This window comes from Halanaerobium kushneri (assembly GCF_900156285.1).
GTDB lineage: Bacteria > Bacillota > Halanaerobiia > Halanaerobiales > Halanaerobiaceae > Halanaerobium > Halanaerobium kushneri.
The window spans coordinates 45,069-71,720 of record NZ_FTNC01000007.1; the positions used below are offsets into that span (position 1 = coordinate 45,069).

At 34.2% G+C, this 26,652-nt stretch carries 27 protein-coding genes, 1 tRNA gene and 1 riboswitch; of the genes, 23 read left to right on the top strand and 5 right to left on the bottom strand.

The features are described 5' to 3' along the window. Positions 1–13 precede the first annotated feature (13 nt). From BW929_RS06270 to BW929_RS06310, 10 genes are all read left to right on the top strand, one after another. Entirely contained in the window at positions 14–469 is a 456-nt protein-coding gene (locus tag BW929_RS06270) for a JAB domain-containing protein (RefSeq protein ID WP_073158282.1), read from the top strand. 86 nt (positions 470–555) lie between these two features. After that, positions 556–684, top strand: a complete 129-nt coding sequence (locus BW929_RS15530; RefSeq protein ID WP_256208207.1) for a hypothetical protein — start codon at positions 556–558, stop codon at positions 682–684. 59 nt (positions 685–743) lie between these two features. Further along, entirely contained in the window at positions 744–1,637 is an 894-nt protein-coding gene (gene bet, locus BW929_RS06275) for a phage recombination protein Bet (protein WP_073158280.1), read from the top strand. Further along, on the top strand, positions 1,634–1,900 hold the full coding sequence (locus tag BW929_RS06280; RefSeq protein WP_076544519.1) for a LysM peptidoglycan-binding domain-containing protein: 267 nt from the start codon (positions 1,634–1,636) through the stop codon (positions 1,898–1,900). Before bet ends, BW929_RS06280 begins: the two co-directional genes overlap by 4 nt. Positions 1,901–2,376: 476 nt before the next feature. Beyond that, on the top strand, positions 2,377–2,817 hold the full coding sequence (locus BW929_RS06285; protein WP_073158276.1) for a hypothetical protein: 441 nt from the start codon (positions 2,377–2,379) through the stop codon (positions 2,815–2,817). 53 nt (positions 2,818–2,870) lie between these two features. Further along, a complete protein-coding gene (locus tag BW929_RS06290) occupies positions 2,871–4,364 on the top strand; it encodes a type I restriction-modification system subunit M (RefSeq protein WP_076544520.1) in 1,494 nt (497 codons plus the stop codon). Beyond that, positions 4,357–5,628: a restriction endonuclease subunit S gene (locus BW929_RS06295; protein ID WP_076544521.1), complete on the top strand. Its 1,272-nt coding sequence runs from the start codon at positions 4,357–4,359 to the stop codon at positions 5,626–5,628. The genes BW929_RS06290 and BW929_RS06295 overlap by 8 nt, the downstream gene beginning before the upstream one ends. Before the next feature lie 3 nt (positions 5,629–5,631). Then, positions 5,632–8,667 (top strand): type I restriction endonuclease subunit R, encoded by a 3,036-nt coding sequence (locus tag BW929_RS06300; protein ID WP_076544522.1) that lies wholly within the window; start codon positions 5,632–5,634, stop codon positions 8,665–8,667. A gap of 12 nt (positions 8,668–8,679) precedes the next feature. Then, positions 8,680–9,408 (top strand): M48 family metallopeptidase, encoded by a 729-nt coding sequence (locus BW929_RS06305; protein WP_076544523.1) that lies wholly within the window; start codon positions 8,680–8,682, stop codon positions 9,406–9,408. 29 nt (positions 9,409–9,437) lie between these two features. Continuing rightward, positions 9,438–10,517, top strand: coding sequence for an RES family NAD+ phosphorylase (locus tag BW929_RS06310; protein ID WP_076544524.1), 1,080 nt, complete (start codon positions 9,438–9,440; stop codon positions 10,515–10,517). Positions 10,518–10,658: 141 nt separating this feature from the next. Here the strand turns inward: BW929_RS06310 and BW929_RS06315 are convergent, their stop codons facing one another. Continuing rightward, positions 10,659–11,837 (bottom strand): IS110 family RNA-guided transposase, encoded by a 1,179-nt coding sequence (locus BW929_RS06315; protein ID WP_076544525.1) that lies wholly within the window; start codon positions 11,835–11,837, stop codon positions 10,659–10,661. Positions 11,838–12,119: 282 nt separating this feature from the next. On the opposite strand from BW929_RS06315, the gene BW929_RS06320 reads away from it, so the two are divergent. The 7 genes from BW929_RS06320 (at position 12,120) to BW929_RS06350 (ending at position 16,436) form a co-directional block, all read left to right on the top strand. Then, positions 12,120–12,950: a PIN domain-containing protein gene (locus BW929_RS06320; RefSeq protein WP_159437153.1), complete on the top strand. Its 831-nt coding sequence runs from the start codon at positions 12,120–12,122 to the stop codon at positions 12,948–12,950. Between the two features lie 40 nt (positions 12,951–12,990). Further along, positions 12,991–13,977, top strand: coding sequence for a PD-(D/E)XK nuclease family protein (locus BW929_RS06325; protein WP_076544527.1), 987 nt, complete (start codon positions 12,991–12,993; stop codon positions 13,975–13,977). Positions 13,978–14,009: 32 nt separating this feature from the next. Continuing rightward, complete coding sequence (locus BW929_RS06330; RefSeq protein WP_076544528.1) at positions 14,010–14,489, top strand: hypothetical protein; 480 nt, start codon at positions 14,010–14,012, stop codon at positions 14,487–14,489. A 182-nt stretch (positions 14,490–14,671) separates the two neighbouring features. Beyond that, positions 14,672–15,217: a site-specific integrase gene (locus BW929_RS06335; protein WP_076544529.1), complete on the top strand. Its 546-nt coding sequence runs from the start codon at positions 14,672–14,674 to the stop codon at positions 15,215–15,217. Between the two features lie 249 nt (positions 15,218–15,466). Continuing rightward, a complete protein-coding gene (locus BW929_RS06340; protein ID WP_076544530.1) occupies positions 15,467–15,721 on the top strand; it encodes a UPF0175 family protein in 255 nt (84 codons plus the stop codon). Positions 15,722–15,772: 51 nt separating this feature from the next. Continuing rightward, positions 15,773–15,979: a ribbon-helix-helix domain-containing protein gene (locus tag BW929_RS06345; RefSeq protein WP_076544531.1), complete on the top strand. Its 207-nt coding sequence runs from the start codon at positions 15,773–15,775 to the stop codon at positions 15,977–15,979. 154 nt (positions 15,980–16,133) lie between these two features. Then, positions 16,134–16,436 (top strand): hypothetical protein, encoded by a 303-nt coding sequence (locus BW929_RS06350; RefSeq protein WP_076544532.1) that lies wholly within the window; start codon positions 16,134–16,136, stop codon positions 16,434–16,436. A gap of 189 nt (positions 16,437–16,625) precedes the next feature. Here BW929_RS06350 and BW929_RS06355 read toward each other — a convergent pair whose 3' ends face one another. From BW929_RS06355 to BW929_RS06360, 3 genes are all read right to left on the bottom strand, one after another. Then, positions 16,626–18,050, bottom strand: a complete 1,425-nt coding sequence (locus BW929_RS06355) for a rolling circle replication-associated protein (RefSeq protein ID WP_076544533.1) — start codon at positions 18,048–18,050, stop codon at positions 16,626–16,628. After that, positions 18,004–18,177, bottom strand: a complete 174-nt coding sequence (locus BW929_RS15235) for a hypothetical protein (protein ID WP_158531783.1) — start codon at positions 18,175–18,177, stop codon at positions 18,004–18,006. The genes BW929_RS06355 and BW929_RS15235 overlap by 47 nt, the downstream gene beginning before the upstream one ends. 403 nt (positions 18,178–18,580) lie before the next feature. Next, a complete protein-coding gene (locus tag BW929_RS06360) occupies positions 18,581–18,856 on the bottom strand; it encodes a helix-turn-helix domain-containing protein (RefSeq protein WP_076544534.1) in 276 nt (91 codons plus the stop codon). Positions 18,857–19,042: 186 nt separating this feature from the next. On the opposite strand from BW929_RS06360, the gene BW929_RS06365 reads away from it, so the two are divergent. Together BW929_RS06365 and BW929_RS06370 are read left to right on the top strand one after the other, a co-directional pair. Further along, entirely contained in the window at positions 19,043–19,783 is a 741-nt protein-coding gene (locus BW929_RS06365; protein ID WP_076544535.1) for a LexA family transcriptional regulator, read from the top strand. 14 nt (positions 19,784–19,797) lie between these two features. Continuing rightward, positions 19,798–20,961, top strand: a complete 1,164-nt coding sequence (locus BW929_RS06370; protein WP_076544536.1) for a site-specific integrase — start codon at positions 19,798–19,800, stop codon at positions 20,959–20,961. Positions 20,962–21,069: 108 nt separating this feature from the next. Here the strand turns inward: BW929_RS06370 and BW929_RS06375 are convergent. Then, positions 21,070–21,144 (bottom strand) — tRNA-Arg (locus BW929_RS06375). Between the two features lie 226 nt (positions 21,145–21,370). Between BW929_RS06375 and BW929_RS06380 the strand changes: the two genes are divergently transcribed. The 4 genes from BW929_RS06380 (at position 21,371) to BW929_RS06395 (ending at position 26,609) form a co-directional block, all read left to right on the top strand. Then, on the top strand, positions 21,371–22,273 hold the full coding sequence (locus tag BW929_RS06380; RefSeq protein ID WP_234978071.1) for a cation diffusion facilitator family transporter: 903 nt from the start codon (positions 21,371–21,373) through the stop codon (positions 22,271–22,273). A 60-nt stretch (positions 22,274–22,333) separates the two neighbouring features. Then, positions 22,334–22,436, top strand: a riboswitch (SAM riboswitch). A gap of 163 nt (positions 22,437–22,599) precedes the next feature. Continuing rightward, complete coding sequence (gene metF, locus BW929_RS06385) at positions 22,600–23,487, top strand: methylenetetrahydrofolate reductase [NAD(P)H] (protein ID WP_076544537.1); 888 nt, start codon at positions 22,600–22,602, stop codon at positions 23,485–23,487. Between the two features lies 1 nt (position 23,488). After that, the gene (locus tag BW929_RS06390; protein ID WP_076544538.1) at positions 23,489–24,235 is read left to right on the top strand and encodes a Vitamin B12 dependent methionine synthase activation subunit; all 747 of its coding nucleotides are present in this window, start codon (positions 23,489–23,491) and stop codon (positions 24,233–24,235) included. Then, entirely contained in the window at positions 24,219–26,609 is a 2,391-nt protein-coding gene (locus BW929_RS06395; protein WP_076544539.1) for a homocysteine S-methyltransferase family protein, read from the top strand. Before BW929_RS06390 ends, BW929_RS06395 begins: the two co-directional genes overlap by 17 nt. Positions 26,610–26,652: the final 43 nt, after the last annotated feature.

Below are 26,652 nucleotides of genomic sequence, written 5' to 3' on the forward strand. Positions count from 1 at the left end.
GGAGATGAGAATAATGGTAAATATTCAGAAGTTTAGTCTAAGAATTGTTAAGGAGTCAGGTGGAAGGTATGACATTGATAAGTATGTGAGGAACCCGTTTCAGGCAAGAGATCTCTTTGTAGAAGTGGTTGAACTTGACAGGAGAGCAGAAGAAGTCTTTGCTATCGCTACCATTGATGTTAAGAACAAGGTAACAGGGGTATTTGAGGTTTCTACAGGTACATTGACTTCAAGTCTAGTTACTCCCAGAGAGGTCTTTAAACGGGCAATACTGCAGAATGCAGCGGGTATAGTTTTAGCTCACAATCATCCTTCAGGTGTGGCGGATGCAAGCAGTGATGATATCTCAATTACTAAAAAGCTGCAGAAGGCCGGTAAGATAATGGGGATCAATGTAGTGGACCATATTATTATCGGCAGCAGAGATAACTTTATCAGTATGCAGGAAGAGAATCTGATGAAAGACTGAATCAGCAAAAGTTAATAATATTTAATTAACCTGGCCGGCGCCGGGCTTTTTTTATGTCTAAAAAGCAGAGAAAGGAGGTGAATAAGATGTATGTAAAGCACTGTCCTGAGTGTGGAAGGAAGTCCTACAGCTCCTGTAAAAAGGGTGAATGGAACTGCCCCCACTGTGACCATGATCTAAGTGATGAAGAAGCTCAAAGACCAGAAGAAGACTAAATATAATTGGAGGCCTGGATTAAATCTGGGTCTCCTTAAATTAAGAGGAGGAATAAAAAATGAGTGCAAAGAGTAAAGTTGTTGATATTAACAGAAAGAAAAAAGAACTGATTACTTTTACTGATGAGGAGCTAGAAACCCTGAGACGAACTGTTGCCGGAGATGCAAGCAGTGATGAGTTTAAGATGTTTATTTATCTGGCTAAAAACTATGGACTTGATCCTTTCAATAAGGAAATATTTTTCTGGAAGAAAGATGGTAAGCCAACAATTATGACTTCCAGGGATGGTTATCTAAAGATAGCTGATAGGCATCCCCAGTATGATGGGCTGATTTCAGATGTAGTTAGAGAAAATGATAAGTTTAGACGAAAAGAAACTGGAATTAATCATCAATATGGGACCAACCGCGGACAGATTGTCGGTAGTTACGCTTTAGTTTATAGAAAGGACAGAAGCTATCCCGTTTATATCTTTGCTCCTTTTAATGAGTATCAGGCTGATTCTAAGATCTGGGAGCAGTATCCTTCAGCTATGATTCTTAAAGTAGCTGAATCAATGGCTTTAAAGAGGGCTTTCAGTGTCTCTGGTCTTGTTTCCAGGGAAGAAATGGCTGTACAGCAGCAGAGTGATTATAACTTTGATGATATTCCATTCAGCCAGGTACAGGGTAAGAAGAAAAAATGTAAGACTCAGAAAGATGAAACTTTGAAAAAAGATCAAGTTAAGTCTCTAACTGAAAGAGAACTTGCTATTAAAGAAATAGTTGGTGATGCTCCTAAGCTGAAAGAGGATCTCTATAATTACCTCAGACATGTAAAAAGAGAAAAAGGTATAGACCGCAGCAAAAAGATATCGATTAACAGTTTAAGTAAGGATCAGTTTGAGCAGCTGAAGTCTATCTTAAATACATTTAGTAGGTTAAGTGCTCAGGAAAGGAAGGAAATCTCATGAATAAACTAACCATATGTGCTGTATTGATGGCAGTACTGGTTCTGACAGCAGCAATTCTAGCTCAGACAGGTCCAGATGATATTATTGATAGTTACAGCTGGAATGAGGTTTATGTGGTAAAGCGAGGTGATACCCTCTGGGAGATAGCAGAAGAGATTAACTCTGACCTTGACCCGCGACTGATTGTTGCAGCCATTAAAAAGGTCAATGAGATTGAGACAATGATCAGAGTTAATCAAAAGATTGTGATTCCAGAAAAATAGACTAAGAAAGGGTAAAGCTTTGAGAAATCTTTTCTGGTTCAAAACTATAATCTAATAATATCACTGGAGCGACTAATCTTCAAAAATAATCATGCAGTCTTCATTATGAATAAAGGTAAATCATGATGGAGACTGCTTATATTTTACCCCAACCTATATGGCTTTAAATGCTTGTTTTGAGGGCATTTATCTGTTAACATACAAATAGTCAGATAAGGAAAAATAGACGTATATGACTCTCTGAGATCCTTTAGGAGGGACTATTCCAGTGTGCTAATGTATGTAGGAGATAAAGAGAATATAGTTGGTTATACTTCTCTTTTTCTACAAATTACGACAATAATAACTACTGCAGCAATAAAGGAAAATTAAAGAATTTCTTGAAGTATAAATAGTAATAGGTAAAATATTTTCTTGCTGGTGACAATACGGTGTCAGAGTAGTGAGCTACAATAAATTAAAGGGGATGAAAAATAATGAGAAGAAAACTGGGATTAAGCCTTGCTTTAATATTTGTGTTGGTCTTTACTTTTTCAATTCAGGCTGCTGGACCAGAAGATCTATTTCTTGATTCTGATGCTGCTCAAGAGGTTATAAAGGAGCAGGCAACAGAAGACTGGGAAGATGATTTTGAAATGGTTAAATACCAGATTGATAACCAGACTGCAGCCTATAACTGGCTTATAAAAGTAGAGGATCATATTGATTTATTGAAACTGGCTAAAGAAAAATGGGACACCGATTATGAAATGATTAAGTACGAATATGAAAACCAGGTAGCTGCCTATAACTGGGTTCAATCTCAAGAGGAACATCCAGAAATTATGGCTGCTGCCAAAGAAAAATGGGGCCTTGACTATGAAATGGTCAAGTATGAATATGAAAACCAGGTAGAAGCTTATGAGAGTATAAATTAAACTTTATAATATATTAATAAATGAGAACTTAACTATTCTAGGAGGAATTATAAATGTCGAAGTTAACTTTAGAGGAATTAGAATCACATCTCTGGGAATCAGCCAATATACTAAGAGGCAGTATTGATTCTGCAGATTATAAGAACTACATATTTGGACTATTATTTCTAAAAAGAATGAATGATGTATTTATGGAGAACCGAGAGCACATTATTGAAGAATACGGTCAAGAAGTAGTAGATGATCCAGACTTTTACACTGAGTCAAAGGTATTTATTCCTGAAAGAGCTCGCTGGTCTGCAATTAAGGAACAGACTGAAGATATTGGAGCAGCTATCAATAAAGCCTTTGTATTTTTAGAACAGGAAAACTCTGTTTTAGAAGGAGTGCTGACAACTGTTGATTTTAATGATAAGGATAGACTACCTGACAGTGTATTAGAAAAGTTAATTCAGCATTATACTGATTTAAAATTAGGTAATGAAAACTTAGAAGATGCTGATCTTTTAGGTAGAGCCTATGAGTACTTAATCAGACAGTTTGCTGATGATGCCGGTAAAAAAGGTGGAGAGTTCTATACACCTCGTGAGGTGGTTCAGCTTTTAGTAAGAATTCTAGATCCACAATCTGGAGATCGAGTCTATGACCCGGCCTGCGGCTCTGGCGGGATGCTTATTTATTCAGCTGAACATATTAGAAAAGAAGATCAGGATAGAATGGAGAATATTTCTCTTTTTGGTCAGGAAAGAAACTTAAATACCTGGTCTATTGCTAAGATGAATATGTTCTTACATGATCTTTATGATGCTCAAATTAAAAGAGGAGATACCTTTACAGAGCCACTGTTTTTAGAAGATGGTGGTAAGCTGCAGCAGTTTGACAGAGTAATTGCCAATCCAATGTGGAATCAGAGCTATGCTAAGGGTGATATTAAGGAGTCTCAGGCATATAATAGGTTCAATTATGGTTTTCCACCTAAAAACTCTGCTGACTGGGCCTGGGTTCAGCATATGTTAGCAAGTGCCAATCGTGATGGTAAGGTTGGGGTAGTGTTAGATAACGGTGTATTATTCCGCAGCCGTTCTGAAGGTAAGATCAGAAAGAAAATTTTGAAGGAAGATTTAATTGAAGCTGTGATTGCGCTGCCTTCTAATTTATTTTACAACACTTCTTCACCTGGCTGTATCTTAATGCTGAACAAGAATAAGCCTGCTGAGAGAAAGGATAAGGTTATCTTTATTTATGGTGAAGAAGATTATGAGGAAGGAAGCAACCAGAACTTCTTAAGAGATCGAGACTTAGAAAAGATATTGGATGCTTATCATAATTTTGAAGATATAGAGAAATACTGTAGAGTTGCAGATATGGAAGAAATAGAGAGAAACGATTTCAATTTAAATGTTCCTCGCTATGTGGATACAACAGAAGAGGAAGAGCCTGTAGATGTAGAAGAAGTTTTAACTGAGCTTGATCAGCTAGAAAAAGAAAGAAATGAGATAGAGTCAGAGATGATGGGTTATCTCAAGGAGCTTGGTTATCATGGTTAAAGAGGGATATAAAAATACTTCAATTGGGACCATTCCAGATGATTGGGAAGTTGAGCGTTTAAGTGATGTTGGTGATGTAACTGGTGGTAATACACCCAGAAGAAGTACAGATGAATATTGGGGAGGAGATATTCCCTGGCTTACTCCTTCACAACTGACTGGAAAATTGATTAATGAAATCAGTGAAACTGATGAGTATATAACAGAAAAGGGATTTGAAAATAGTTCTGTGAAGTTATTACCACCTGGGACTGTAATTATGAGTAGCCGTGCTACAATAGGCGAAACAGTTATTAATAAGGTACCTATGACAACAAATCAGGGATTTGCTAATATAATTTGCGATGAAGATAAGGTTTTTAATTATTACTTATTATATTTATTAAGTTATATTACTCCTCGTTTGGAGGCTCTAGCAGGAGGAAGTACCTTTTTGGAGATCAGTAGAACTAATGTTAGAAGTTTGAATATTCCTGTTCCTCCTCTCTCTGAGCAGAAAAAAATAGCATCAATCTTATCATCAGTAGATAAATCAATAGAAAAAACTGATGAAGTGATAGAAGAAATAAAAGAACTGAAAAAAGGGTTAATGCAGGAATTGCTTACTAAAGGGATTGGGCATAGTGAGTTTAAGGAAGTAAGAATAGGTCCCAAAACTATAAAAATACCAAATATATGGGAAGTTAAATCTTTTGATGAAATATCAAGTGTAAATCAAGGTTTACAGATATCGATATCTAAAAGAAGCAAAAAGCCTGGTCCTAATAAATTAAAATATATTACAGTTCAGCACTTAAATAATCCTAATGATAGTAGATATATATATTATATTAATGAGCCGAGAGATTCTGTGATATGTGAAAAGGAAGATGTTTTAATGACTAGAACAGGGAATACAGGAGAAGTTATAACTGATGAAAGAGGAGTTTTTCATAATAACTTCTTTAAAATTGATTTTGATAGGGAAATTTTAAATAAAGATTATTTGTTTTATTATTTAAGTTCAAAATTTATTCAACATGTTATAAAGACATTTGCAGGCACTACAACTATTTCTGATTTGAATCATGGTGATTTTTATAGCATACCTGTTTTGATTCCTACTAAAAAAGAGCAAAAGAAAATAGCATCAATCCTATCATCAGTGGATGCTAAGATAAAAAAGGAAGAAGAATATAAAGCTAAACTGGAAAGACTTAAAAAAGGTCTGATGCAGAAACTATTAACAGGAGAGATTAGAGTAAATACAGATATGGAGGTTTAGAAAATGACTGGGAATTGGGATGAGTATAATCAATCAGAAAAACCTGCTTTAAATTTACTTAAAACTTTAGGCTATAAAGTCTATGACCAGCTGGATAAGGATTTTGTTAAGCTACCTCAAAGAGAATCAGAACACCAGGTTATTCTAATCGAAGAACTAAAAAGTGCTCTTAAAAGAATTAATCCCTGGATTAATGAGAATAACTTAAATAAAGCTATCAATGAGATCAGACCAGCTCGTCTGAAGGCTAATTCTCTAATGTCAGCCAATGAGATTATCTATGATAAGCTGATTAATCACATCAGTCTGAAGCAGGATATCGGTTTCGGCAAGAAAAACCAGACTGTAAAGTACATAGATTATGAGAATCTAGACAACAACTCCTTTATAGCAATCAACCAATTTCGAGTCAAAGGTAAAGAAACTATTAAACCTGACATAACTCTATTTGTCAACGGTTTACCTCTGGCTGTAATAGAATGCAAAAATAATACCACCTGCAATGAACCAGAAGAAGAAGCAATAACTCAGCTAAGAAGATACCAAAATATAAGAAGTGATGATAATGAGGAAGGTGCAGAAGAATTATTCTACCCCAACCAACTGCTTGTTGCAGCCTGGGGTGATTCAGCTTCTTCTGCTACAGTAGGTGCTCCAGCTCAAGCTTTTAAAGGTTGGAAGGACCCTTATCCTTATACTAAAGACTCTTTAACAGAACTTCTGGGTAAAGAGCCTACAGGTCAGGATATACTACTCTTTTCACTCTTTAAAAAGAATAGATTTTTAGATATTATCAGGAACTTTACTGTCTTTGAAGATAAGGGTAACTCTAAGGTTAAAATGGCCTGCCGCTACCAGCAGTATAGAGCAGTGCAAAAAGCAGTAGAAAGAATAAAAAATGCTGAGAGTTTAGAAGACAGAAACGGAACTGTCTGGCATACTCAGGGTTCAGGTAAATCTTTAACCATGCTCTTTTTAGCTCTTAAGCTGAGAAGAATGAAGGATATCGGTAATCCCACAATGCTGATTGTAACAGATAGAGTCGACCTGGATGAACAGATCAGCGGTACTTTTAAAAGGTGCGGATTTCCGAATCCAGAAAGAGCAGGCAGCGTTAAAGAACTAAAAGAGCTTTTATCCTCAGAAGCAGGCAGAACCATTATGACTACTATCCATAAGTTCCAGGAATATGAAAAGGAAAAATATCCTGTTTTAACTGAAAGAGAAAATGTCTTTGTAATGGCAGATGAGGCTCACAGGACTCAGTTTAAGGATTTGGCCTCCAATATGAGAAGAGCCCTGCCCAATGCAGCCTATATAGGTTTTACAGGAACACCAATAGATAAAGAATCACGCAGCACCTTAAGAACCTTCGGTGATTATATTGATACCTATACTATAGAAGAATCAGTTGCAGATAATGCTACTCTGCCAATTAAATATGAGAGCAGGCTGGCTGATTTACATGTAGAGGATAGGACCCTAGATGAATTATTTGATCAGAAGTTTCATAAATATAGTGATGAAGAAAAAAAGAAGATCAAAGAAAAGTATGCTACTGAAAATGATATAGCTGAAGCAAGTTCCAGAATTGAAACTATAGCCTTAGATATTATTAAACACTATAATGAAAAGATAGCCCCTTTTAAGGCTCAGATAGTGGCTGTAAGCCGTCTGGCAGCAGTAAGATATAAAGAGGCTATTGATGAATTAGAAGGTCCAGAAGCAGCTGTATTAATCTCTGGCGGGCACAATGATGAAGGCTTGCTTAAAAAATACAGTGTTGATAATGATCAGAAATCAAATATAGTTGAGAGGTTTAAGAATCCTCACTCTTCACTTAAAATAATTATCGTTTGTGATATGCTTCTAACTGGTTTTGATGCTCCAATTGAGCAGGTTATGTATTTAGATAAGTCACTCAAAGAACATAATCTGTTGCAGGCTATAGCCAGAGTTAATAGAGTCTTTCCTGAGAAGAATTATGGTCTGGTAGTAGATTATTATGGTGTTTTTGATAACCTTAAAAAAGCACTGGCTATCTTTAATCCTTCTGATGTTGAAAATGCTGTAACTCCAATTGAAGATGAGAAGCCAAGACTGGAAGCCAATCACAGAGAGGTAATGAAATATTTTAGAAATACAGATATGAATGACCTGGAAGCCTGTATTGAGCTCTTTGAAGATGAAGAGAAGAGAAATGACTTCAAAAATGACTTTAAGGACTTTGCTAAAAGTATGGATATCATCATGCCTCACCCGATTGCTGATCCTTACAGGGGTGATTTATATAAGCTGAGCAAAATTCATACAGCAGTTAGAAATAGGTATCGTGATGATAGTATTGATATCAAAGGTGTGGGAGAAAAGATTAAAAAGCTAATTGATGATCATATCAGGGCAAGTAGTATTAGAGTTTTACATGAACCAGTATCTATCCTTGACGAGAAAGAATTTGAAGAAACTCTAGATGATCTAAAATCTGATAAGGCTAAAGCCAGTGAGATGGAGCATGCGATAAAGAAAGAAATTAATGTACAGATGGAAGAAAATCCTGTCTATTATAAAAAACTTAGTGAGCGACTGGAAGAGATCATTGAAAAGCGTAAAAATAATCAGATGAGTCTTATAGAACAGATTGATGAGATGAAAGATATAATTCATGATATGAGAACAGTCCAGTCTAAAGCAGAGAAGCTGGGCTTAAATAAAAAAGAATTTGCTCTCTATGAATTACTTCTCAATGAAAGAGAAAAAGAAGAGAAAGGCAAAGTTGCTGAAGAACCTGGTGAATATACTGCAGGAGAAGGTAGTAATGAGCCTTATGTAAACAAAACTGTCAAAGAAGTTACTCAGAATATCTTTAATGACTTAAGTGAGTATACTAAGATTGATCTCTGGCGGCAGAAAACTGAAGTCCTTCAGAAGATGCGAAAAACAACTAAGGTCCACTTGATCAAATATGATGAGTTTAAGCAGAAATATGAGAGTTTAACCAACAAGATAATTAAGCTCTCTCAGAATATATTTATGTTTTAATCGGAGGTAAGAATGCAGCATATTAAACTGGGAAATAAACTAATAAATTATGAAATAATACGCACTAGACGTAAAACTATGGGGATCATTGTTGATCATGAGAGGAATTTAATAGTTAGATCTCCAAAAAATACAGCAGAAACTAAAATAGAAGAGGTACTAAAGAAAAAAACTAACTGGATTCTTTCCAAATTAAAGGAAATGGATAAGATTAAGCCGGCACCAAAAGAAAAAGAATTTATGACCGGGGAGAAACTTCCCTATTTAGGTCGAAGATATAGGCTGGAAGTTAATCCGGCAGAAATTTCAAAAGTGGAAGTAAAGCTCTACCAGGGTAAGTTTATTATTGACTATCCAGTGGAGCTTAAAGATAAGAAAGAAAAGCGACGAGAAGAAATTCGGACTGCATTAATTGAATGGTATCGTGAACATGCTAAAGAAAAGATTAATGCGCGAGTGGATAAGTATAAGGTTAAGCTTGATGTTGAACCAAATAATGTAGTTGTAAAAAAACAGAAGAAACGTTGGGGCAGCTGCAGCAGCAAAGATAACCTGAACTTTAATTGGAAGATCATCATGGCACCAATGTCTATTGTAGATTATCTGGTAGTACATGAGCTTACCCACCTAATACATGACAATCATTCTAGAGATTTCTGGGCAACTGTAGCTGCTGTTATACCTGACATTAAAGAGAAAAAAGAATGGTTGAAGGTTAATGGTAGGAGATTGGATTTTTAGTTTTGAAATTTGTTATTTAGGAGGATAAAATGGATATTAATGAACAATTAAAGGCTACTAGAGCGGCTTTAGCAGCATTTGAGCATAAAAGAAATTTAATAAATAATTTACCTATGGAAGCGATAAGAAGACAAGAAGAAATGATAAACCAAATAGATCATAGTTCTGTTTCAAAGATTGTTGATCAATATAGGGGATATCAAAAGCAAATCAATGGAATGCTTGAAGCAACAAGTCAGCTTTATAAATACCAAAGTATGATGAATGAAATGTTAAAATCACCTGTATTAGAATTAATAAATAATATAGATGATACTTGTTCTTTTTCTTCAGAGATTTCTAGAAATGCATTATTAGATCATTTTAAAAATTTACCTGAAAATTATATCCTACTTGAAAAGTCAAAAAATAATACCAAAGAATATATAATTAAAGATACAAAAACTGATAGTCAATTACCAGTTGTTGATAGCACTAGTGCTTTTGGTATTGTGAGTATATTTGATAATATAAGTGAAGAAGAGGCATTTAATTTTTATAATTATTTAGTTAAATACCCTATGTTAGGACTAAATCATGAGATAGGAAAAAAAGTTTTCAAAGAAATTAAAAGGTCAAGTTTAATTGAAAAAAGTGAGATTAGATTATTTCGTGCGCGTACTAGAAGTAAAGGTCAAGAAAGACCTTTTCCTGAAAAAGAAATGTTTGAACCCCCATTTGGAAGATCAAGTCATGGACGTTACAATTTGCCTGGACTAAATGTATTGTATACATGTGATTCTTTTGAAGGTGCTATAAAAGAAGTTAAACCGGGAAAAGGTACAAAGGTTGATATAATTGAATGGGAATTATTGGGAGGGTTCAAAATGTTAGATTTATCTGAAGTTGATTGTCCTTTAGTAAATTATTGTAATTTTTCTTCAGATAGTGATTATAATTTGAAACCATCATATTTAGTTCCAAATTTCATTGCTCAATGCTGTGATTTATTAGGGGTTGATGGGTTAATTTATAAGAGTGATATGTTAGAAGATGCAAATAATTATGTGTTTTTTTCACCAATTAAAAGCGAGTTCGAATTTATAAAAATGTATAGCAACGGTTATTGATGTAGTAATTCTAATAAATATTAACTATATTTGAGACTAACTATATGAAGTCAAGTAATTTTTAAAATATTTTTCTAAAATATTATGGCATAACAAACAGAGCAACTGAGTTGCTCAAATTAAAAATTAGAATTAAAAAACCTATGTTTGAGGTACAAAACTAATATTATTCTTTAGCAAATGAAAAATGACTCTAATTAGTTTTTTACCCACATGTGATAAAGCAACAAAATAGTGTTTTCTTTCAGAAAGCTTTTTACTTAGATAATCCTTAAAAGTTTTATCTCGCATAGTAACCGTTTTCGCAGCCTGTAAAATAGCCCATCGTAAGTATTTAGATCCTCTTTTAACCATAATTGTATGTGTAGCATTATAATTTCCAGACTGGCATACTGATGGATCTAAACCAGAGAAAGCCACTAGTTTTGATGGTTTTGGAAAACGATGGATATCACCGATTTCTGCAATAATAGTTGCTGCTAAGGTATGTCCAATACCAGGTATAGTAATTACTGGTGTATTAATTTCATCCAATAATTCTTTGATTTTTTTGTCAATTATTTTAATTTCGCTATCAAGAAACTGAATGAATCTAATAGTTTGTTTAAGTTCAAAAGCGGTAGCTCTATTAGAAGAACCAATAGATTCAGCAGCTATATTTTTTAACTCAATAGCTTTATTTCTGGAATATTTACCTCTTGAGTTTTTCTTGAGTAAGTTAGTGAGTTTAGTTAAGTGACAATTTGATATATCCTTAGTTGTTGGTAATTCTAATAATAATGCTTTAGATGATGTTTGGTGTATAGAGTAGATATGTTCAGGCAACTCGGGAAATATAATGGTTATTAATCGTGTAAGTGATACCTTAAATTTACTGCGTTGACTGACCATCCGATGACGGTGTCTGGTTAGTGACTTTAGCTCAATTATCTGATATGATATAGGTGAATAGGACTTTGAGTCATCAGTAAAGAGCATGGTCGCAATAACCTTTGCATCGGTTTTATCTGTTTTAGTTTTCCTGAGAGTATTACTTTTTCTATTGTTGTTAGTAATAATGGGATTGAAGATAATAACTTCAAACCCCTCAGAATACAGATAATTTGTGATATTAGTGCTGTAATGACCTGTAGACTCAAGTCCTATTTTTACTTTTTTATGATTGTGAGCCTGACAGATGGAAGTGATTTTTTGAGATAGAGTTTTAAAGCCATGGATATCATTTTGGATCTGAAGATTATTTTCATGAATAGTGCCTTCAGAATCGACAAGATAACAGTTATGCTTTGATTTAGAGACATCAATACCAATGAATAGCATGAGCAACATCTCCTTAAATAAAGTATGCTGTGTTTCCACAAAACTCTATGTTGAATGTATCCTTGTTGTAGATAAAACGTCAGGCGTTATCTAACTAATTAACAATTAAACATAGAGCTGTGGTTATAGCCTCAAAAGAAACAGTCTGCTAGAATTGGATAATAGGGATAGCAGCTGTAGGTGAGATAACTAATCCACAGCATCTAATTAAATTATATAATTATTATTAAAGAAAGGGAATGTATAATGTTCTTCCCTATGTTCATTATACAAGGTGATTTGATGACATGGACTAGTGACACTGGAAACACTTATAAATTATGTTTATTAGATACGAATGCTGTGAGTGAAATTATTAAAAATCCCAAAAGAGAAGGTAGAGGTTTTATAACAAGATTTCCACCTGGCAAGTTTGTGCCATGTATTACGATCTATAACCTAATTGAATTAAGAAGGAAAGTTGAAATATTTGATAAGTTTTTAAACTTCTTTTCTCTTTATCCATTTTTTCTATTAAAACCATTTCAATTTTTGCTAGCAGAAGAATTACTTAACTATGATACTAACAAAAAAGTTTCTGCACTATTCAACTCATTTTCACCTTTGGGTAGAGATAGTTCCTATAAACTCAGGAAGTTTGTAGAGAATATGTTTAAGATAAATGAAATAAAAAGCATTGAAAAAAATTGGCGAGATGAAGAAAGGGAGACTTTAAAAACTTGGCTATCATTTAAAGATAATTTTAAACCGACTAAGAGTGATGCTAATTCTAAGGATGCAGAAAGATATATAAAGGAGGCAGGATCTCAAACACTTATAAGATTAAAACCAAATTGGATTAGAAATAGAATCATTAATGAGAAAAGAGAAATAAAATTTAATAGATTAGCTTCTCTTAAAGTGATGTTGTATTCTCAGTACTATAGATTATATGATCCTTATTGGAAGCCTGAGCCTCAAGAAGTAACAGATGTAACAATTTTTGCAGCCGCTCCTTATGTTGATAGTATAATTACAGAAAAATTTCAAGCTAACATTTTTGATAAAATTAATAATAAAGTGCCAAAGCTGAATAATATGGAAGTATTTAGACTTAATCACATAAGATATTAGTCTTTGATTAATTACATTAAAGTTTTGAGGTGAATACTTGATGAACATTTTTACTGCCTTAAGTCAGGGTAAAGGAAGCTTAAATGAGAATAACATGAGTGCAATGCTTTCGTTTCTTATTAATCCCTATCAAGAACATGGTTTAAAAGACACTTTTTTAAAAGAATTCCTTAAACTTTTAGATGAACTTACTACAAAAGAATTATTTGAAAATAACAGTGACCTGCTGAAAAATAAAAATAGTCTTGAAGTAGAAGTTACTCTTGAGTCTCCATATAATTACAATGGTCAAAAACGATATTTAGATATTGAGATTCAGCTTTATGATGATGTTTTTGATCCAGTAACAGCTGAATATGAAACTAAAGAAATTCTAAAAATAGCTGTTGAAAATAAGATAAAACCTTCTTCTGCTCAAAATGATCAGTTTAAACAGGAGTATAAAGCTATTAGATCAGAAATTAATAGAACTGAAGATAAAGAAACAAAAGTGTTAATGGTTTTTCTAACTCCTTCTGGTGATTTTAATTCACTTAAAAAAGAGTTCGATAATCTAATAATTGATCAGGAGTCAAATGATGATAAGGTTTGGTTGAAGTGGGATGCGGCGGATGATTCAGATACACTTGCAGGATTATTAAAGTCACTACTTAAGAGTGAAGCCAACTTTGAGATTGATCCTATTTCAGATTATGTTAGGAACACCCTTAAAGCCTTTATTCGACATATTATTGAGACGAATATTAAATTCACTTCTCCAGAGCGAGTAGCTGATGATTTGGGTGATATTAAAGAGTCTGTAACTGTAGAGCTAAGAGATGGAAAATATAGAATTGAAAAGTACGAGAGCAGCTCAATTAAGGTCTATAATCTAAATGAACAGGAATATGAAGTAGCAAAACCATTATTAAGAAAGATAATAAGAGATAAAGATTTAGATGTCAGTTTATATTTTGACTCAGGGAATAAAAGAAATACTAGATCACTGGGGAGAAAGGTAATAAAAGCATTGAAAGTAAAGGGATAACTAAAGGAGTTTTATAACGCAAGGAGGTTTTTATGGAGAATTGGGTACCAGTTGTAGGAACTGTTTCTTCTATAATAGGGACAATTGCTGCAATTATTGCCGCTTATTATTCTTTCAAATCCAGACCCAGAAAAGTTAAAGATTTAAAGGTTGCAATTGGAGAGATTACCTGTTTAGAAGATAAAGATCAGTGGAATGTTAATTTTTCTTTTTGTAATGCAGAAGATAGTTTGATTGCTAAGAATGGGATAGTAGTTGTAGAAACAGATAGTATTGATTTCATTAAATTTAATCCTATTCAAGATGCATCAGGTAGGTTTACTGTTCCAAGTGTTGCTTTTGAGAATAATTCTTTTAATTATTCTTTTAAAAATATTAAGCCAGAAACAAAACAAATTGTATCAATAAAATTGGCTGCAAAGCCAGGTGATTACCTTTTGCAGTGGCGTGCAAATGGAGAAAATATTAAAAAGGTTAATGGTGAAGTAGAACTAAAGCTAAAAAACAATTAGACTGTCAATTCACCACAATAGTTAATAAGGTGAGTTGACATTTGTGGTCTTTATCGCTGTTATAGCAACCTTAGCGGCGGTGAAGGCCCAATATTTTGCTTATGAAATCACTTCAATAGATGTCTATACTGTGTTAAATGAGCCTTTATGTATCTTAAACAAATTAGAGAGGGGATTAAACTATGAAAAAAGTTGAGCCGATCAGAGACAAGGAATTGATTGAGGAGATTAAACGCTTATTGCTGATGGATAATTACAGAAATTATCTGCTTTTTGTGCTCGGAATTAATACTGGCCTTAGAATTGGAGACATGCTGCAACTAAAAGTTTCTGATGTAAGGAATAAGACACACATCCAGATCAAAGAACAAAAGACTCAAAAGTCAAAGAAGTTCTTTATTAATGGTGCATTGCGAGATGCTTTAGATCAATACATTAAAAACATGGTTGATCATGAGTACCTCTTTCAGAGTAGGAATGGGGCCAACAAACCGATCACTAGAAGTCAGGCATATAGAGTGCTAAGTTCTGTAGGTAAAGAAGTTGGTCTGGAATCCATTGGCTGCCATTCCACTCGCAAAACCTTCGGTTACCACCATTATCAGCAGTACAAAGATGTAGCAATGCTGCAGAAGCTTTTTAACCATTCTGCTCCGAGCATTACTCTAGATTATATAGGGGTAAATCAAGATTTGATGGATGATTCAATGCGAGAATTTGAACTGTAAGTTAGAAAATAGATAGTGCTCTAAGTTCCTATGTAAAAAGGGCTGAGAAGGCTCGAGAATAGCTGTTTGAAGACCTGTATTTATGCTGGAGATTCTTTATGTAGAACGGTTAAGAACAGCTTTAAATAGCCTTTGTGCGCTCCCTGTAGTATATTGGTTGTTAAGTCTTTTTTTCTACTGCAGATATGTGCTATAATAGAGTTAGTAATACGCATCTGAGTATAATAAGTCCAGTAGGAGGATAATGACATGCCTAGAAAAATGGAGATAGAATATCCTGACACTTTGCCTGATTTACTTCAAGAAAGTCCTGAAGAATTTGAACGAGAAGCTAAATTGGCAATGGCGGTCAAATTATTTGAACTTAAACGAATATCTTCGGGTATGGCTGCAGAAATGGTTGGGATGGATCGAGCCGCATTTCTGTTAGAGTTGCACAGATATGGTGTAGAAATGATAAACATGGACCCAGAAGAATTAGCTTCTGATGTTGAGAATGCCTAAAACTCATTAATTCCTTCATTACTGGCAAATCTCTTGAAGGAGGTGATCATAGTGGGGAAGAAGGAAAAGAAATCTGATTGTCATTTCATCTTAAAAAAGAAGAAAAAAGGTGGTGATAAGAAGCAGGTTAGTATTCAATTAACTCAAGAACGAATTGATAAAGTTAATGAACTAAGTGAGAGATCTGGCCACAATAAGTCATACATTCATGGAGAAGCACTTGATTACTATTTTGATAATGTTGAAGTAATAGACTAATTTTTTAAGATACATCATCTCATTTTTATAAATTCGAGCAGTATGTCGATTACGATATTATCTATTTTGATAAAGAAGATAAGATGAATCAGCATTATGACAAGAGTTATCAATTGTTTTAGAGACATAATATAAATATCAGGAGCTGATAAGCATGACAAAGCAATTTGAAGTTGGCGCAAGTTACCAGGCAAAGAATTATAGAGACAGTGGCTATAACTTTCCAAAAGGAGAGTATCACCTTAAAATTATCCAGGAAGGATTTCCTGAAAAGCCAGTTAATGATGAAGAAGAACTAGTCATTGCTGAAGAACAGTGGCTGGAAGGTTTAGAGGGTACTGATCAATACAAGACTGATCTGGAAGGTAATTGGTACTATTTTGAGTTTCCTTTAAATGATGAAGGAGTAGAATACATGTGGATACCTGAATCACTGGTATTTGATGTATTTGAATAAACGTTAAGTATAGCAAGAAATGGACCTTTTCTTTCTCTGGCCGGCTGAACCACTATTATATAAGTTTTAGACATAGATCTCCTGTTGGTTATAGCCCGGCAGTTAAAATCCTGCGGCGCGCATCCAGGTGTTATCTAATAGGGAGTAAGAGTAAAATATTTAGTTGTCAATGTTCAAGCAGGAGAGACACTATGCTGCAATAGTAGCTGGCATATATCCCTGATCTTTGTAGAAAAGTTCATGCTTTGCCTGATAGTATATATCTTTGGTTATGATGTCACTATTAAGTTTCTCTGCTATTTCTAGAATCTTATCCAGTAACTGGCCTGCTCTTTGTTCTATCATTGAGTAGAGATTAGAATCTTCCATAACTCTTCTTTTTATGTTGGAGCTTTTTGAATACTCTCCCTTACCTTCGATTAACCCACTTTCCCAGTCTACCCCAACAGAATTACTAAACACATATTGGTCCACCTGTCGTTGTAATTCAGGAGTAATTACCTCCAGTGGCTGTTTTAGTAAGTCATTACTTCTCAAAAGTATTTTTCTATTTTTAGTTCTAGAATCTTTTCTAGTTTCACTAATTTCTTCGCAGAGATAATTTGACAACTTAGTCGCTTTTGCCTTTAAATTATCTTTTTTACTGATGTGTAGGCCAGGTCTACTAATCGAATTAAGAGAGCTAATATGAGCTATTCCGTGACCCCACTTATCCTGAAGTTTAGATTGCTCCAGGTACTTTAGATTAGACAGCATGTGAAAGTGTGGTCTACCATTTTCCTGGAATTCTAACACTGCTATGTATTTGAAGTCACCTTCATAGGCTTCTGATAAATTCTTCAGATTCTCAATGAATTTACTGAAAGCAGAGTAGGCATTTTCAATATTATACGGAGACTTACCAGACAGAAGAGAGTTGATTCTTGAAGCAAGTTCTCTTTTAATAGCTTGATTACGAGCACTGACACTTTTGAATGTTTTTTCATCCTTTACAAAAGATTCTTCTATTTTGGAAATCATAGATGAAGCCTGCTTGATTAAGATGTTTATAATTTTTTTACGTAGATAATTTTCTTCCTCACTGTTATTTAAGTATCTTCTATCTTTCTCCTTTTTATACTTCAGGTTGGTCTTACCTTTAAGAAGCTGCAATTCACTTTCACTCAACTGATCAGCAAGGTAGAGTTCATTTTTATCTTTATCGCTTCTTTTTGAAGAAAAGAGGTTGTAGAAGTCTACATCTCCCATAGTTACTGTGGTAAAAGTATTCATGTCTTCAATATTAGCAATGGTCAATTTCCAGGTCTTCTTTTTCAGTTGATTGATATTAGAAGCTATTCTTTCTTCTGGAGTTGGAGTATAGGTACTTTTACTTCTTGATGGTTTGTTATCATTTGTCTTAGACTTCCATTTATTTTCCTTTTCTCCGCCCCTGTATATTTCATCTTCATAACTTATTTCATCGAGAATATTACCGTATAGATCTAGCTTTCTCGAGTACCATACTCCTTTAATATCCCTTTCGATAGAGTTTAATGTTGCTACATTTCTGCCTTCCGCCTTATCCTCATTCTTTTTCATGGTAGTTCTGAGATTTTGAGCTGTCACTGTCATTGTTATTACCTCCGTTATTGTTTTCCTGTTTCTTTCTGCTCTGGAATATATCTTCTTTAAGCAAACTAAGTATTTGAATGTTACTGAGTTTAGATTTCTTTAACTTTAAGATTTCGTCTACTTTCACTGTTTTAGAAGCCTCCTTAATCCGATCACAGGATTTCGTAAGTACTTAAGTAGTTATTTAAAAGAACTTAACAGCAGGTCTTTTTTTATGGCTGAAGGCAGAGAACCTTGCTTGGGATCCTCTACCTTCATCCCCCCATTTTAAAAAGTGCTTCTATATATATAATACCGATTAAAAGGCCGTTTTTGACAGTGAAATTCAAATTTTGATAATAAAATTACTCAAGCTCACTAAAAGAGCATATGTTCATTTAGAATGAAAGTTAAAATATTAGTAAATAAAAAAAGACCCAGGCCCGTTAAGACCTGGATCTGTTGGAGGATTTTCAGATTATTACTTCACTATTCTGAGTGTGATAATTTCGGGGGAGAGGAGACTCTTCTTTCTCCCCCTACTATTATAATTAAACGATTACCTGTTCTTCCAAATCTAGATTTTCTTCAGATCCGTAAAACCAGGCAAGGAACTCTGCCCTTGAGACTGTCCATTTACCTCCCATCTTTCTTGCAGGAATTTCTCCTGCTTCCAGCATCATATAAATTTTAGAATCAGATAGGGGTAAAAGCTCTTTTAAGTCGCTCACACCTAAAGAAAAAGGTATCTGCTCAAAGTCAAAGTTGATCTGTTCTTTTACTGCATTCTTAAAATAAATTATCAGATCTGTTTTAGTATCTTTCATCTTAAATCCTCCTAAAATATTAGTGTGTGCAAATATTGAACAACAATCAATTGCTGCTTATTTGCTTTATTACAATAATATTATAGCATGAAGCCTTCTTTTTGTAAAGTATAATCCTAAAATAATTAAAAAAGTGTTTGTAATAATCCCGAAAATGTGTTACAATCTATTTAGAGGTGAGAGAAAGTGAAAAAAGATAAAGTGAAATTAATGAATTTAGTAAGTAGAGCAATTGGTGATAAATCAGTCACGAAGTTTGCTAAAGAAGCAGACATACACAGATCTTATTTATCTAAACTCAAAAACGGGTCGCTTGAGTTTGATCCTAAGCCAGATATTTTAGAAAAAATAGCCGAGAATAATGATAAAGTTCGTTATATTGAATTAATGGTAGCCGCAGGTTATCTGGATGAGAAGTATCTTTTAGTTATGGATAAGGATGACGAGGGGCAATATGAGGAAAAAAAAGACACTCAAGGAGCAAAAGGGTTACTTTCAACTTATCTTGAGCAGGTAGAAAAGAAGAACCCTAGAGAAATGGTTACAAGTTACAATTATAATAATGAAGCTTTTTGGGATGAGAAGCAAGAATGTGTTAAAGAAGACTATTTCACTTTTCCAGAAGGGTATGTTACAGATTCCTCTTATGCTTTAAAGATGACAGATAATAAATTTAAGGATTGGGGAATTGTCAGAGGTGATTACATTCTAATTAGACCCATGAATGATGAGCCTGAGAATGGCTCTACAATATTAGTGATTATCAGAAAAGGTGGTGATTGCAACAGAACAATAAAAAGATACTACATTATTAATAAAGATAAGGTGAGGCTAGAACCAGATTTTGAGAACTATGGTGAAATTGATAAGACAGAAATTGAAGTTAAAGGATTAGTAGTTTTTGTAGGAAGACAATATATAAAATAATAGGAGGAATTAATATGGGAAGCTTTAAAAAGTTAAAGTCAGGAAACTGGCAAGCACAAGTTTATATTGGGAAGGACCCAGAGACAGGAAAGACAATGAGAGAGTATAAGACATTTACCCGTAAGAGAGATGCAAAAAAATGGGCTAGAAAAATGGAATTGCAGGCTGATCAGGGAGTTGTAGTACAGACGGACATGACAGTAAAGGATTTGTTACTGAAGTGGTTTGAGGAGTACGCGGTTGTTCAGACAGAAAAGACTACTCATGATAGATATGAGATCATACTTAAAACTCACCTGATTCCTGCCCTCGGACATATTAAGTTAAAAGAACTGAGTCCGGCTCACATTCGAGTATATTTGCAGAAGAAGCGGAAAGACGGGAGAAAAGACGGTAAAGAAGGCGGGTTATCAGAAGCAACTTTATTAAAGCACTATAAGAAGCTAAAGCAAGCTTTAAGCTTTGCGGTTAGAAATAGATACATTGCAACTAACCCTGCTGATCCTGTTGAAGCACCAAAAATTGATCGGAGAAGGAATAATACCATTGTTGCTTTAACGAAAGAAGAAATAAGTAAACTGTTAGATGTTGCTAAAGAGGATGATCCGCTATTACATGACTTTATCTATCTTGCAGTCCATACAGGGATGAGAAAAAGTGAGCTTTTAGGCCTGGAATGGGATAATGTTGACTTTGAGAATAAGAAGATTCGGGTGAGACAGGCTCTTGTAGGTGAAAAGGGTAATGGCTCTGTTCTAAGAGAAAGTACTAAAACGGCAAATAGTAACAGGAATATCGATATTACTGACGAAATAGTAGAAGTACTGAAGAAAAGAAAAGAGAAACAGGAGGAGTTCAAAGAATTCCTGGGAGATAATTATCACGATGAGTATAATCTGGTGTTCTGCAAAGAAGATGGTGAAAAATATTACCCGGACAGGTATAATGTTAGATATGCTGAATTAAGAGATAAAGCTGGGTTAGATAAAGAAAAAACGCTCCATACACTTCGCCATACACATGCTTCGATTCTGCTGCAGCTAAATGAACATCCTAAGATTGTTCAGGAGAGATTGGGTCATGCCTCAATCACTCAAACAATGGATACTTACTCTCATTTAATTCCAACTTTACAGGCTGAAGCTGCTGAAAAAGCTTCTAAATTTCTGGATGCTTGATTGCGGTGGATAGAAAGTACTGCGGTGAAATCACGGTGGGAAGCTTAATGAGAATAGATACTGAAAAAGAAAAACTGCTATAATCGCTGTTATAGCAGGAATGATATATGGTGCCCCCGGTAGGAGTCGAACCTACGCTCAAGGCTTCGGAGGCCTTTGCTCTATCCACTGAGCTACGGGGGCAGTACTTAAATTATTTTAACAGACAGTTTGAATAATGTCAATAAGTTGTATGATTTTAAGTATAATTAGATTATTTGCTTAAAAAGATTATCAATATTTTTAAATCATATATAAATTCTTAAAAAATTTTAGCGTAAAGAAATTATTTAACAGATATAAATTCTTTTAAATGCTACAATTTTTATAAATACAAATTATACAGGGGGAGAAAATATGATTGATATTTGTGATTCTGATGAGTGAGCACCATCATGAACACGATCATTCTGCAGTTGGAAATATTAAATTTGCTTTTTTCTTAAATTTATCATTTTCAATTATTGAAATTATTGGTGGTTTGTTAACAAACAGTATGGCAATTTTGTCAGATGCCTTACATGACCTTGGAGATTCAATTTCTCTGGCAGTTTCCTGGTATTTGGAGAACTTTTCGCAAAAAGAAGCAGACGATGATTTTAGTTATGGTTATGCTCGTTTTTCTCTGCTGGGAGCTTTAATTAACAGTATAGTTTTAATTTTAGGATCGTTTTTTATATTATCTGAAGTGGTTCCAAGACTTTTTAATCCTCAAACTGTTCAACCTAAAGGAATGTTATTTTTATCTATTTTTGGGATAATAATCAATGGAATATCTGTTTTAAAATTACGAGGTGGCAGTTCTTTAAATAAAGAGGTGGTTAGCTGGCATCTGATGGAAGATTTACTTGGTTGGACAGCAATTTTTATTGTTAGTATAATTTTGATTTTTAAAAGTGTCCCTATTTTAGATCCCCTTTTATCTTTATTAATTAATATTTATATTTTATATAATGTTATATCAAAGCTGAAAAGAGTTTTAGCTATATTTCTACAGGGAGTTCCAGATGATATTAATATTGAAAATTTACAGCAGAGAATTGTTGAACAGAGCAATGCTCTTGCTGTTCATCATACCCATGTCTGGACATTAGAGGGTGAGAAAAATTTTTTGAGTACACATCTAATTGTCAGAGATCAGATGAAAAGAGACGATATTATTGAATTAAAAACAAGAGTTAAAAAACTGCTTGCTGAAGAAGGAATTGATCATGTTACAGTTGAAATTGAGTATGAAAATGAAGAATGTGAGTCTGAAGACTGTAGGGCTTAAGCCTGGAATTTACTTGACACAAATCTTTTAATATGGTAAAGTAATTAAAAATAGAAAATTGTCTTATCGAGAGTGGTGGAGGGATCTGGCCCTGAGAAACCCGGCAACCAGCAGTTATACTGCCCGGTGCTAAATCCAGCAGGTTAAGCCTGAAAGATAAGTAGTTGTGAAGCCCACTTCTACTTAAGAAGTGGATTTTTTCTTTTTTATGTTATTTTTTAAACATAAAATTTTAGAAGCTTTTAATAATTAAGCAGAGAGTAATTTGATTAGAGCTTATAAGTAAATAACTTTTAAAAGTAGTAGAGCAGTATGAGGAGGTTAAAATGAAAATTAAAAGTATTTTTGACGAAAAAGAAGTGGTATTTTCTCTGGAGGTATTTCCTCCCAGAGCAGATGTGCCAATTGAAAATATCTATCAAACTTTAGAGGAGCTGAAAGATATTGACCCTGATTATATAAGTGTGACCTATGGGGCTGGAGGTGGAGTTCACAAAAATCGAACCTGTGAACTATCTTCAATTATTAAAGAAAAATATAAGGTAGAAGCACTGGCTCATTTGACATGTATTAACTCTGATCAGCGGACTTTAAATAAAATACTGGCCAGACTCAAAGCAAAGAATATTGATAATGTACTGGCTTTGCGGGGAGATAAACCTGTTGACGGTGACCCATTAGGAGATTATAATTATGCTTATCAGCTGGTTGAGCATATCAAACAACAGACTAATTTTGGAATTGCAGCTGCCTGTTATCCAGAAGGCCATTTAGAAACAGAGAGTCTGGATCAGGATATTGAGTATTTAAAACAGAAGGTAGATTATGGAGTGGATTATTTAATCTCACAGATGTTTTTTGATAATTCTCTTTTTTATAAATTCAGAGATAAAGTAGAGGAGAAAGGGATAAATGTACCAATTGAAGCAGGAATAATGCCGGTAATAAATAAAAAGCAGGTTGGAAGAATTATAGAATTATCTGATGCTTATTTTCCGGATAAATTTCAGAAGATTTTAGATAAATATGAAGATAATCCTGAGGCTTTAAGAGATGCTGGAATAGCATATGCAGTTGAACAGATAGTTGATTTGATTTCCAGTGAAGTAGATGGAATCCATCTTTATACTATGAACAACCCTTATGTGGCTCGTAGAATAAAAGAAGCCGTTGGTTCTTTAATAACCCACATTAATGGTAAAAAGGTTGGTTAAAATGGAATTTAAAATTGACAGAAAAGAAGTTTTAAGATACTTACAGACTGCTAAAGATATAGAAGATAAGAATATAAATCGTCTGCTTGCTGAATCAATTTCAGAAATAAAAGAGTTGATTAATTTTCGTTATCTATATCATAAATTTCCGATTGAACATACAAAAGAGGGTGTGAAAATAAAAAATACTACTTTAACTTTAAAAGGTAGAAGTATTAAAAAACATCTCCAAAATTCAGCGGAAATTTATCTAATGGCAGCCACACTTGGAGCTCAGGTAGATAAAAAGATTTCCTTTTATGAGAAAATTTCTGTAACTAAGTCAATGATTTTTGACGCCTGTGCCACTACAGCGATTGAAGAGGGTTGTGACCGGGTGGAAGCTGAAATTAAAGAGAAAGCACTAAAAGAAGGGAATGACGATATAACATTTCGCTATAGTCCTGGATATGGTGATCTCGGGATAGATATTCAAAAAGAATTTCTAAGGATTTTGAAGGCACCAAAAAAAATTGGCTTAACTGCTTCCAGCTATAATATGCTGCTTCCGACTAAATCTGTAACTGCAATTATTGGGGTTATAGACAAGAAAACAGCTGCAGAAGAACATTCAATTAAGCAGGAGCAGAAAATAGAAAATTCGAAAGATAGGGACTTAGAATTTGAAAAAAGGCACTGTAAAAATTGTCTTCTGTATGAAGATTGTGAGCTTAGAAGAAAGGGGATTTACTGTGGAGCTAAAGGCTAAATTGGGTAAAGAAATAATTTTATTTGATGGGGCAATGGGTACAGTACTTCAGCAGCGGGGGTTAAAGGCTGGCGATGTTCCAGAAAAATTAAATATTGAAAATAGCAAAGAAATTATTGATATTCATAAAAGTTATCTTAAGGCTGGTGCTGAAATTATAACTACCAATACCTTTGGAGCAAATGCTTTAAAAATGCAAGAAATTAAGTATTCAGTTGAAGAAATAATTACAGCTGGAGTGGAAAATGCCAGACAGGCAGTAATTGAGTTAGGTGTTGACGCTGCAGTAGCTTTAGATATGGGACCTCTGGGAGAACTCCTGGAACCAATGGGCAGTTTAACTTTTGATGAAGCATATGATCTCTATCAGCAGCAGGTTCTGGTAGGAGTTGAATATGGTGCCGATTTAATACATATAGAAACAATTTCTGATCTTTATGAAGCCAGAGCTGCAGTACTGGCAGCTAAGGAAAATTCCAATCTGCCTGTATTCTGTACATTAACTTTTGAAGAAGATGGCCGCACTTTTACAGGTGGCAGTATTCGTTCCATGATATCTGTGCTGGAAGGTCTGGGTGTTGATGGAATTGGACTTAATTGTTCTTTAGGGCCGGAAAAACTGGAACCATTAGTAGAAGAAGTTTTAGAGTATTCTGAGAAACCAGTTATTCTGCAGGCAAATGCAGGTTTGCCAATAGTTGAAGATGGAGAAACTGTATTTAAGATTTCACCTGAAGACTATTTTAAGCCGTTGGCAAGATTATACGAAAAAGGACTGGCAGTTGTTGGTGGTTGCTGTGGCACTAACGAAGAGTTTATTTCTTTGATTGCAGATAATTTAAAAAACAAAAAAGTCAAAGAACGGAATGTAATTAATGAAAGTCTTGTTTGCTCGCCTTCTCAGTATGTTAATCTAGCAGGAGTTAATGTAGTGGGAGAAAGAATTAACCCCACCGGTAAAGCAGCATTTAAACAGGCTTTGAGAAATGATGATTTAGATTATATTCTCAAGGTAGCGGTTGAAGAAGTTGATGCAGGAGCAGATATTCTTGATGTTAATCTGGGACTGCCTGAGATAGAAGAAAAAGAAATGATGGTCAAAATAATTAAAGAGCTGCAGGGGATTTTGGATACTCCCCTTCAAATCGATTCCAGTGATCCTGAAGTTATAGAAGAAGCTTTGAAATATTATAATGGGATTGCCATTGTCAATTCGGTTAATGGTGAAATTGAAGTTCTCGAAAATACTTTTCCTGCTGTTAAAAAATATGGAGCAGCAGTAATCGGACTGACTATGGATGATGATGGGATTCCTGATACTGCTGCAGGTCGTTTTGAGATAGCAAAAAGAATTGTAAAAAAGGCAGCTGAATATGGGATTAGTAGAGACAAAATTATTATTGACTGTTTGACACTTACTGCTTCAGCCCAGCAAGAGGGAGTTAAAGAAACTCTTAAAGCTTTAAAAATGGTAAAGAACGAACTGGGAGTCAAAACAACACTTGGAGTTTCCAATGTTTCTTTTGGGCTTCCAGCGCGTCCTGTTTTAAATAGAACTTTTTTGAGTATGGCCCTTTATCAAGGCTTAAATTTACCGATTATTGATCCTAATGATGAAGAGATGATGGCAGCTGTTAAAGCAGCAGCTGTTTTAAATAATATTGATCAAGGAGCAACAGAATATATAAAATATATGGCAGAAGTAGAGACTAATTCAGCTAAAACAGAAAATTCTCAAGAAAAAAATAAAAGTCATGATTTAAAAACAGTCATTGTAAAAGGTCTAAAAAGTGAAGCTGCTAATTTAACTGAGGAAATTTTAAAGGAAAAAGAAGCACTGGAAGTAGTGAATTCTTACCTGATTCCTGCTTTGGATATTGTGGGTAATCGCTACGAAAAAGGTGAGATATTTTTACCTCAGTTAGTGCAGTCGGCAGAAACTGTTAAAGAAGCTTTTGCTATTTTAAAACAGGATATGGCCAGTAAAGGGGGAAGGGATATTTCCAAAGGTACAATAGTAATGGCTACTGTAAAAGGGGATGTCCATGATATTGGCAAAAATATTGTTAAAACAGTACTTGAAAATTATGGATATCAGATTATTGATCTGGGACGCAATGTTAATATTAAAGAGGTAGTCCAGGCTGTTAAAGAAAATCAAATTAAACTTTTGGGATTAAGTGCATTAATGACTACGACAGTTAAAAATATGGAAAAAACAATTAATGCTGTTCGTGAGATATCACCCACAACCAAAATTATGGTTGGAGGAGCAGTTTTAACGGCAGATTATGCTAAAATGATTGAAGCTGATTATTATGCTAGAGATGCTAGAGAAGCTGTTGAAATTGCCAGAAAAATATTTACTGATTAACTTTTATTTTAAGCATTTTAATAATCAAAATGCCTCCAATTTA

What these genes read in the sequence shown, in the direction of transcription:
- BW929_RS06270 (WP_073158282.1), top strand. Translation starts at nt 14, where the DNA reads ATGGTAAATATTCAGAAGTTTAGTCTAAGAATTGTTAAGGAGTCAGGT.
- BW929_RS15530 (WP_256208207.1), top strand. Translation starts at nt 556, where the DNA reads ATGTATGTAAAGCACTGTCCTGAGTGTGGAAGGAAGTCCTACAGCTCC.
- bet (WP_073158280.1), top strand. Translation starts at nt 744, where the DNA reads ATGAGTGCAAAGAGTAAAGTTGTTGATATTAACAGAAAGAAAAAAGAA.
- BW929_RS06280 (WP_076544519.1), top strand. Translation starts at nt 1,634, where the DNA reads ATGAATAAACTAACCATATGTGCTGTATTGATGGCAGTACTGGTTCTG.
- BW929_RS06285 (WP_073158276.1), top strand. Translation starts at nt 2,377, where the DNA reads ATGAGAAGAAAACTGGGATTAAGCCTTGCTTTAATATTTGTGTTGGTC.
- BW929_RS06290 (WP_076544520.1), top strand. Translation starts at nt 2,871, where the DNA reads ATGTCGAAGTTAACTTTAGAGGAATTAGAATCACATCTCTGGGAATCA.
- BW929_RS06295 (WP_076544521.1), top strand. Translation starts at nt 4,357, where the DNA reads ATGGTTAAAGAGGGATATAAAAATACTTCAATTGGGACCATTCCAGAT.
- BW929_RS06300 (WP_076544522.1), top strand. Translation starts at nt 5,632, where the DNA reads ATGACTGGGAATTGGGATGAGTATAATCAATCAGAAAAACCTGCTTTA.
- BW929_RS06305 (WP_076544523.1), top strand. Translation starts at nt 8,680, where the DNA reads ATGCAGCATATTAAACTGGGAAATAAACTAATAAATTATGAAATAATA.
- BW929_RS06310 (WP_076544524.1), top strand. Translation starts at nt 9,438, where the DNA reads ATGGATATTAATGAACAATTAAAGGCTACTAGAGCGGCTTTAGCAGCA.
- BW929_RS06315 (WP_076544525.1), bottom strand. Translation starts at nt 11,837, where the DNA reads ATGCTATTCATTGGTATTGATGTCTCTAAATCAAAGCATAACTGTTAT.
- BW929_RS06320 (WP_159437153.1), top strand. Translation starts at nt 12,120, where the DNA reads ATGACATGGACTAGTGACACTGGAAACACTTATAAATTATGTTTATTA.
- BW929_RS06325 (WP_076544527.1), top strand. Translation starts at nt 12,991, where the DNA reads ATGAACATTTTTACTGCCTTAAGTCAGGGTAAAGGAAGCTTAAATGAG.
- BW929_RS06330 (WP_076544528.1), top strand. Translation starts at nt 14,010, where the DNA reads ATGGAGAATTGGGTACCAGTTGTAGGAACTGTTTCTTCTATAATAGGG.
- BW929_RS06335 (WP_076544529.1), top strand. Translation starts at nt 14,672, where the DNA reads ATGAAAAAAGTTGAGCCGATCAGAGACAAGGAATTGATTGAGGAGATT.
- BW929_RS06340 (WP_076544530.1), top strand. Translation starts at nt 15,467, where the DNA reads ATGCCTAGAAAAATGGAGATAGAATATCCTGACACTTTGCCTGATTTA.
- BW929_RS06350 (WP_076544532.1), top strand. Translation starts at nt 16,134, where the DNA reads ATGACAAAGCAATTTGAAGTTGGCGCAAGTTACCAGGCAAAGAATTAT.
- BW929_RS06355 (WP_076544533.1), bottom strand. Translation starts at nt 18,050, where the DNA reads ATGACAGTGACAGCTCAAAATCTCAGAACTACCATGAAAAAGAATGAG.
- BW929_RS06360 (WP_076544534.1), bottom strand. Translation starts at nt 18,856, where the DNA reads ATGAAAGATACTAAAACAGATCTGATAATTTATTTTAAGAATGCAGTA.
- BW929_RS06370 (WP_076544536.1), top strand. Translation starts at nt 19,798, where the DNA reads ATGGGAAGCTTTAAAAAGTTAAAGTCAGGAAACTGGCAAGCACAAGTT.
- metF (WP_076544537.1), top strand. Translation starts at nt 22,600, where the DNA reads ATGAAAATTAAAAGTATTTTTGACGAAAAAGAAGTGGTATTTTCTCTG.
- BW929_RS06390 (WP_076544538.1), top strand. Translation starts at nt 23,489, where the DNA reads ATGGAATTTAAAATTGACAGAAAAGAAGTTTTAAGATACTTACAGACT.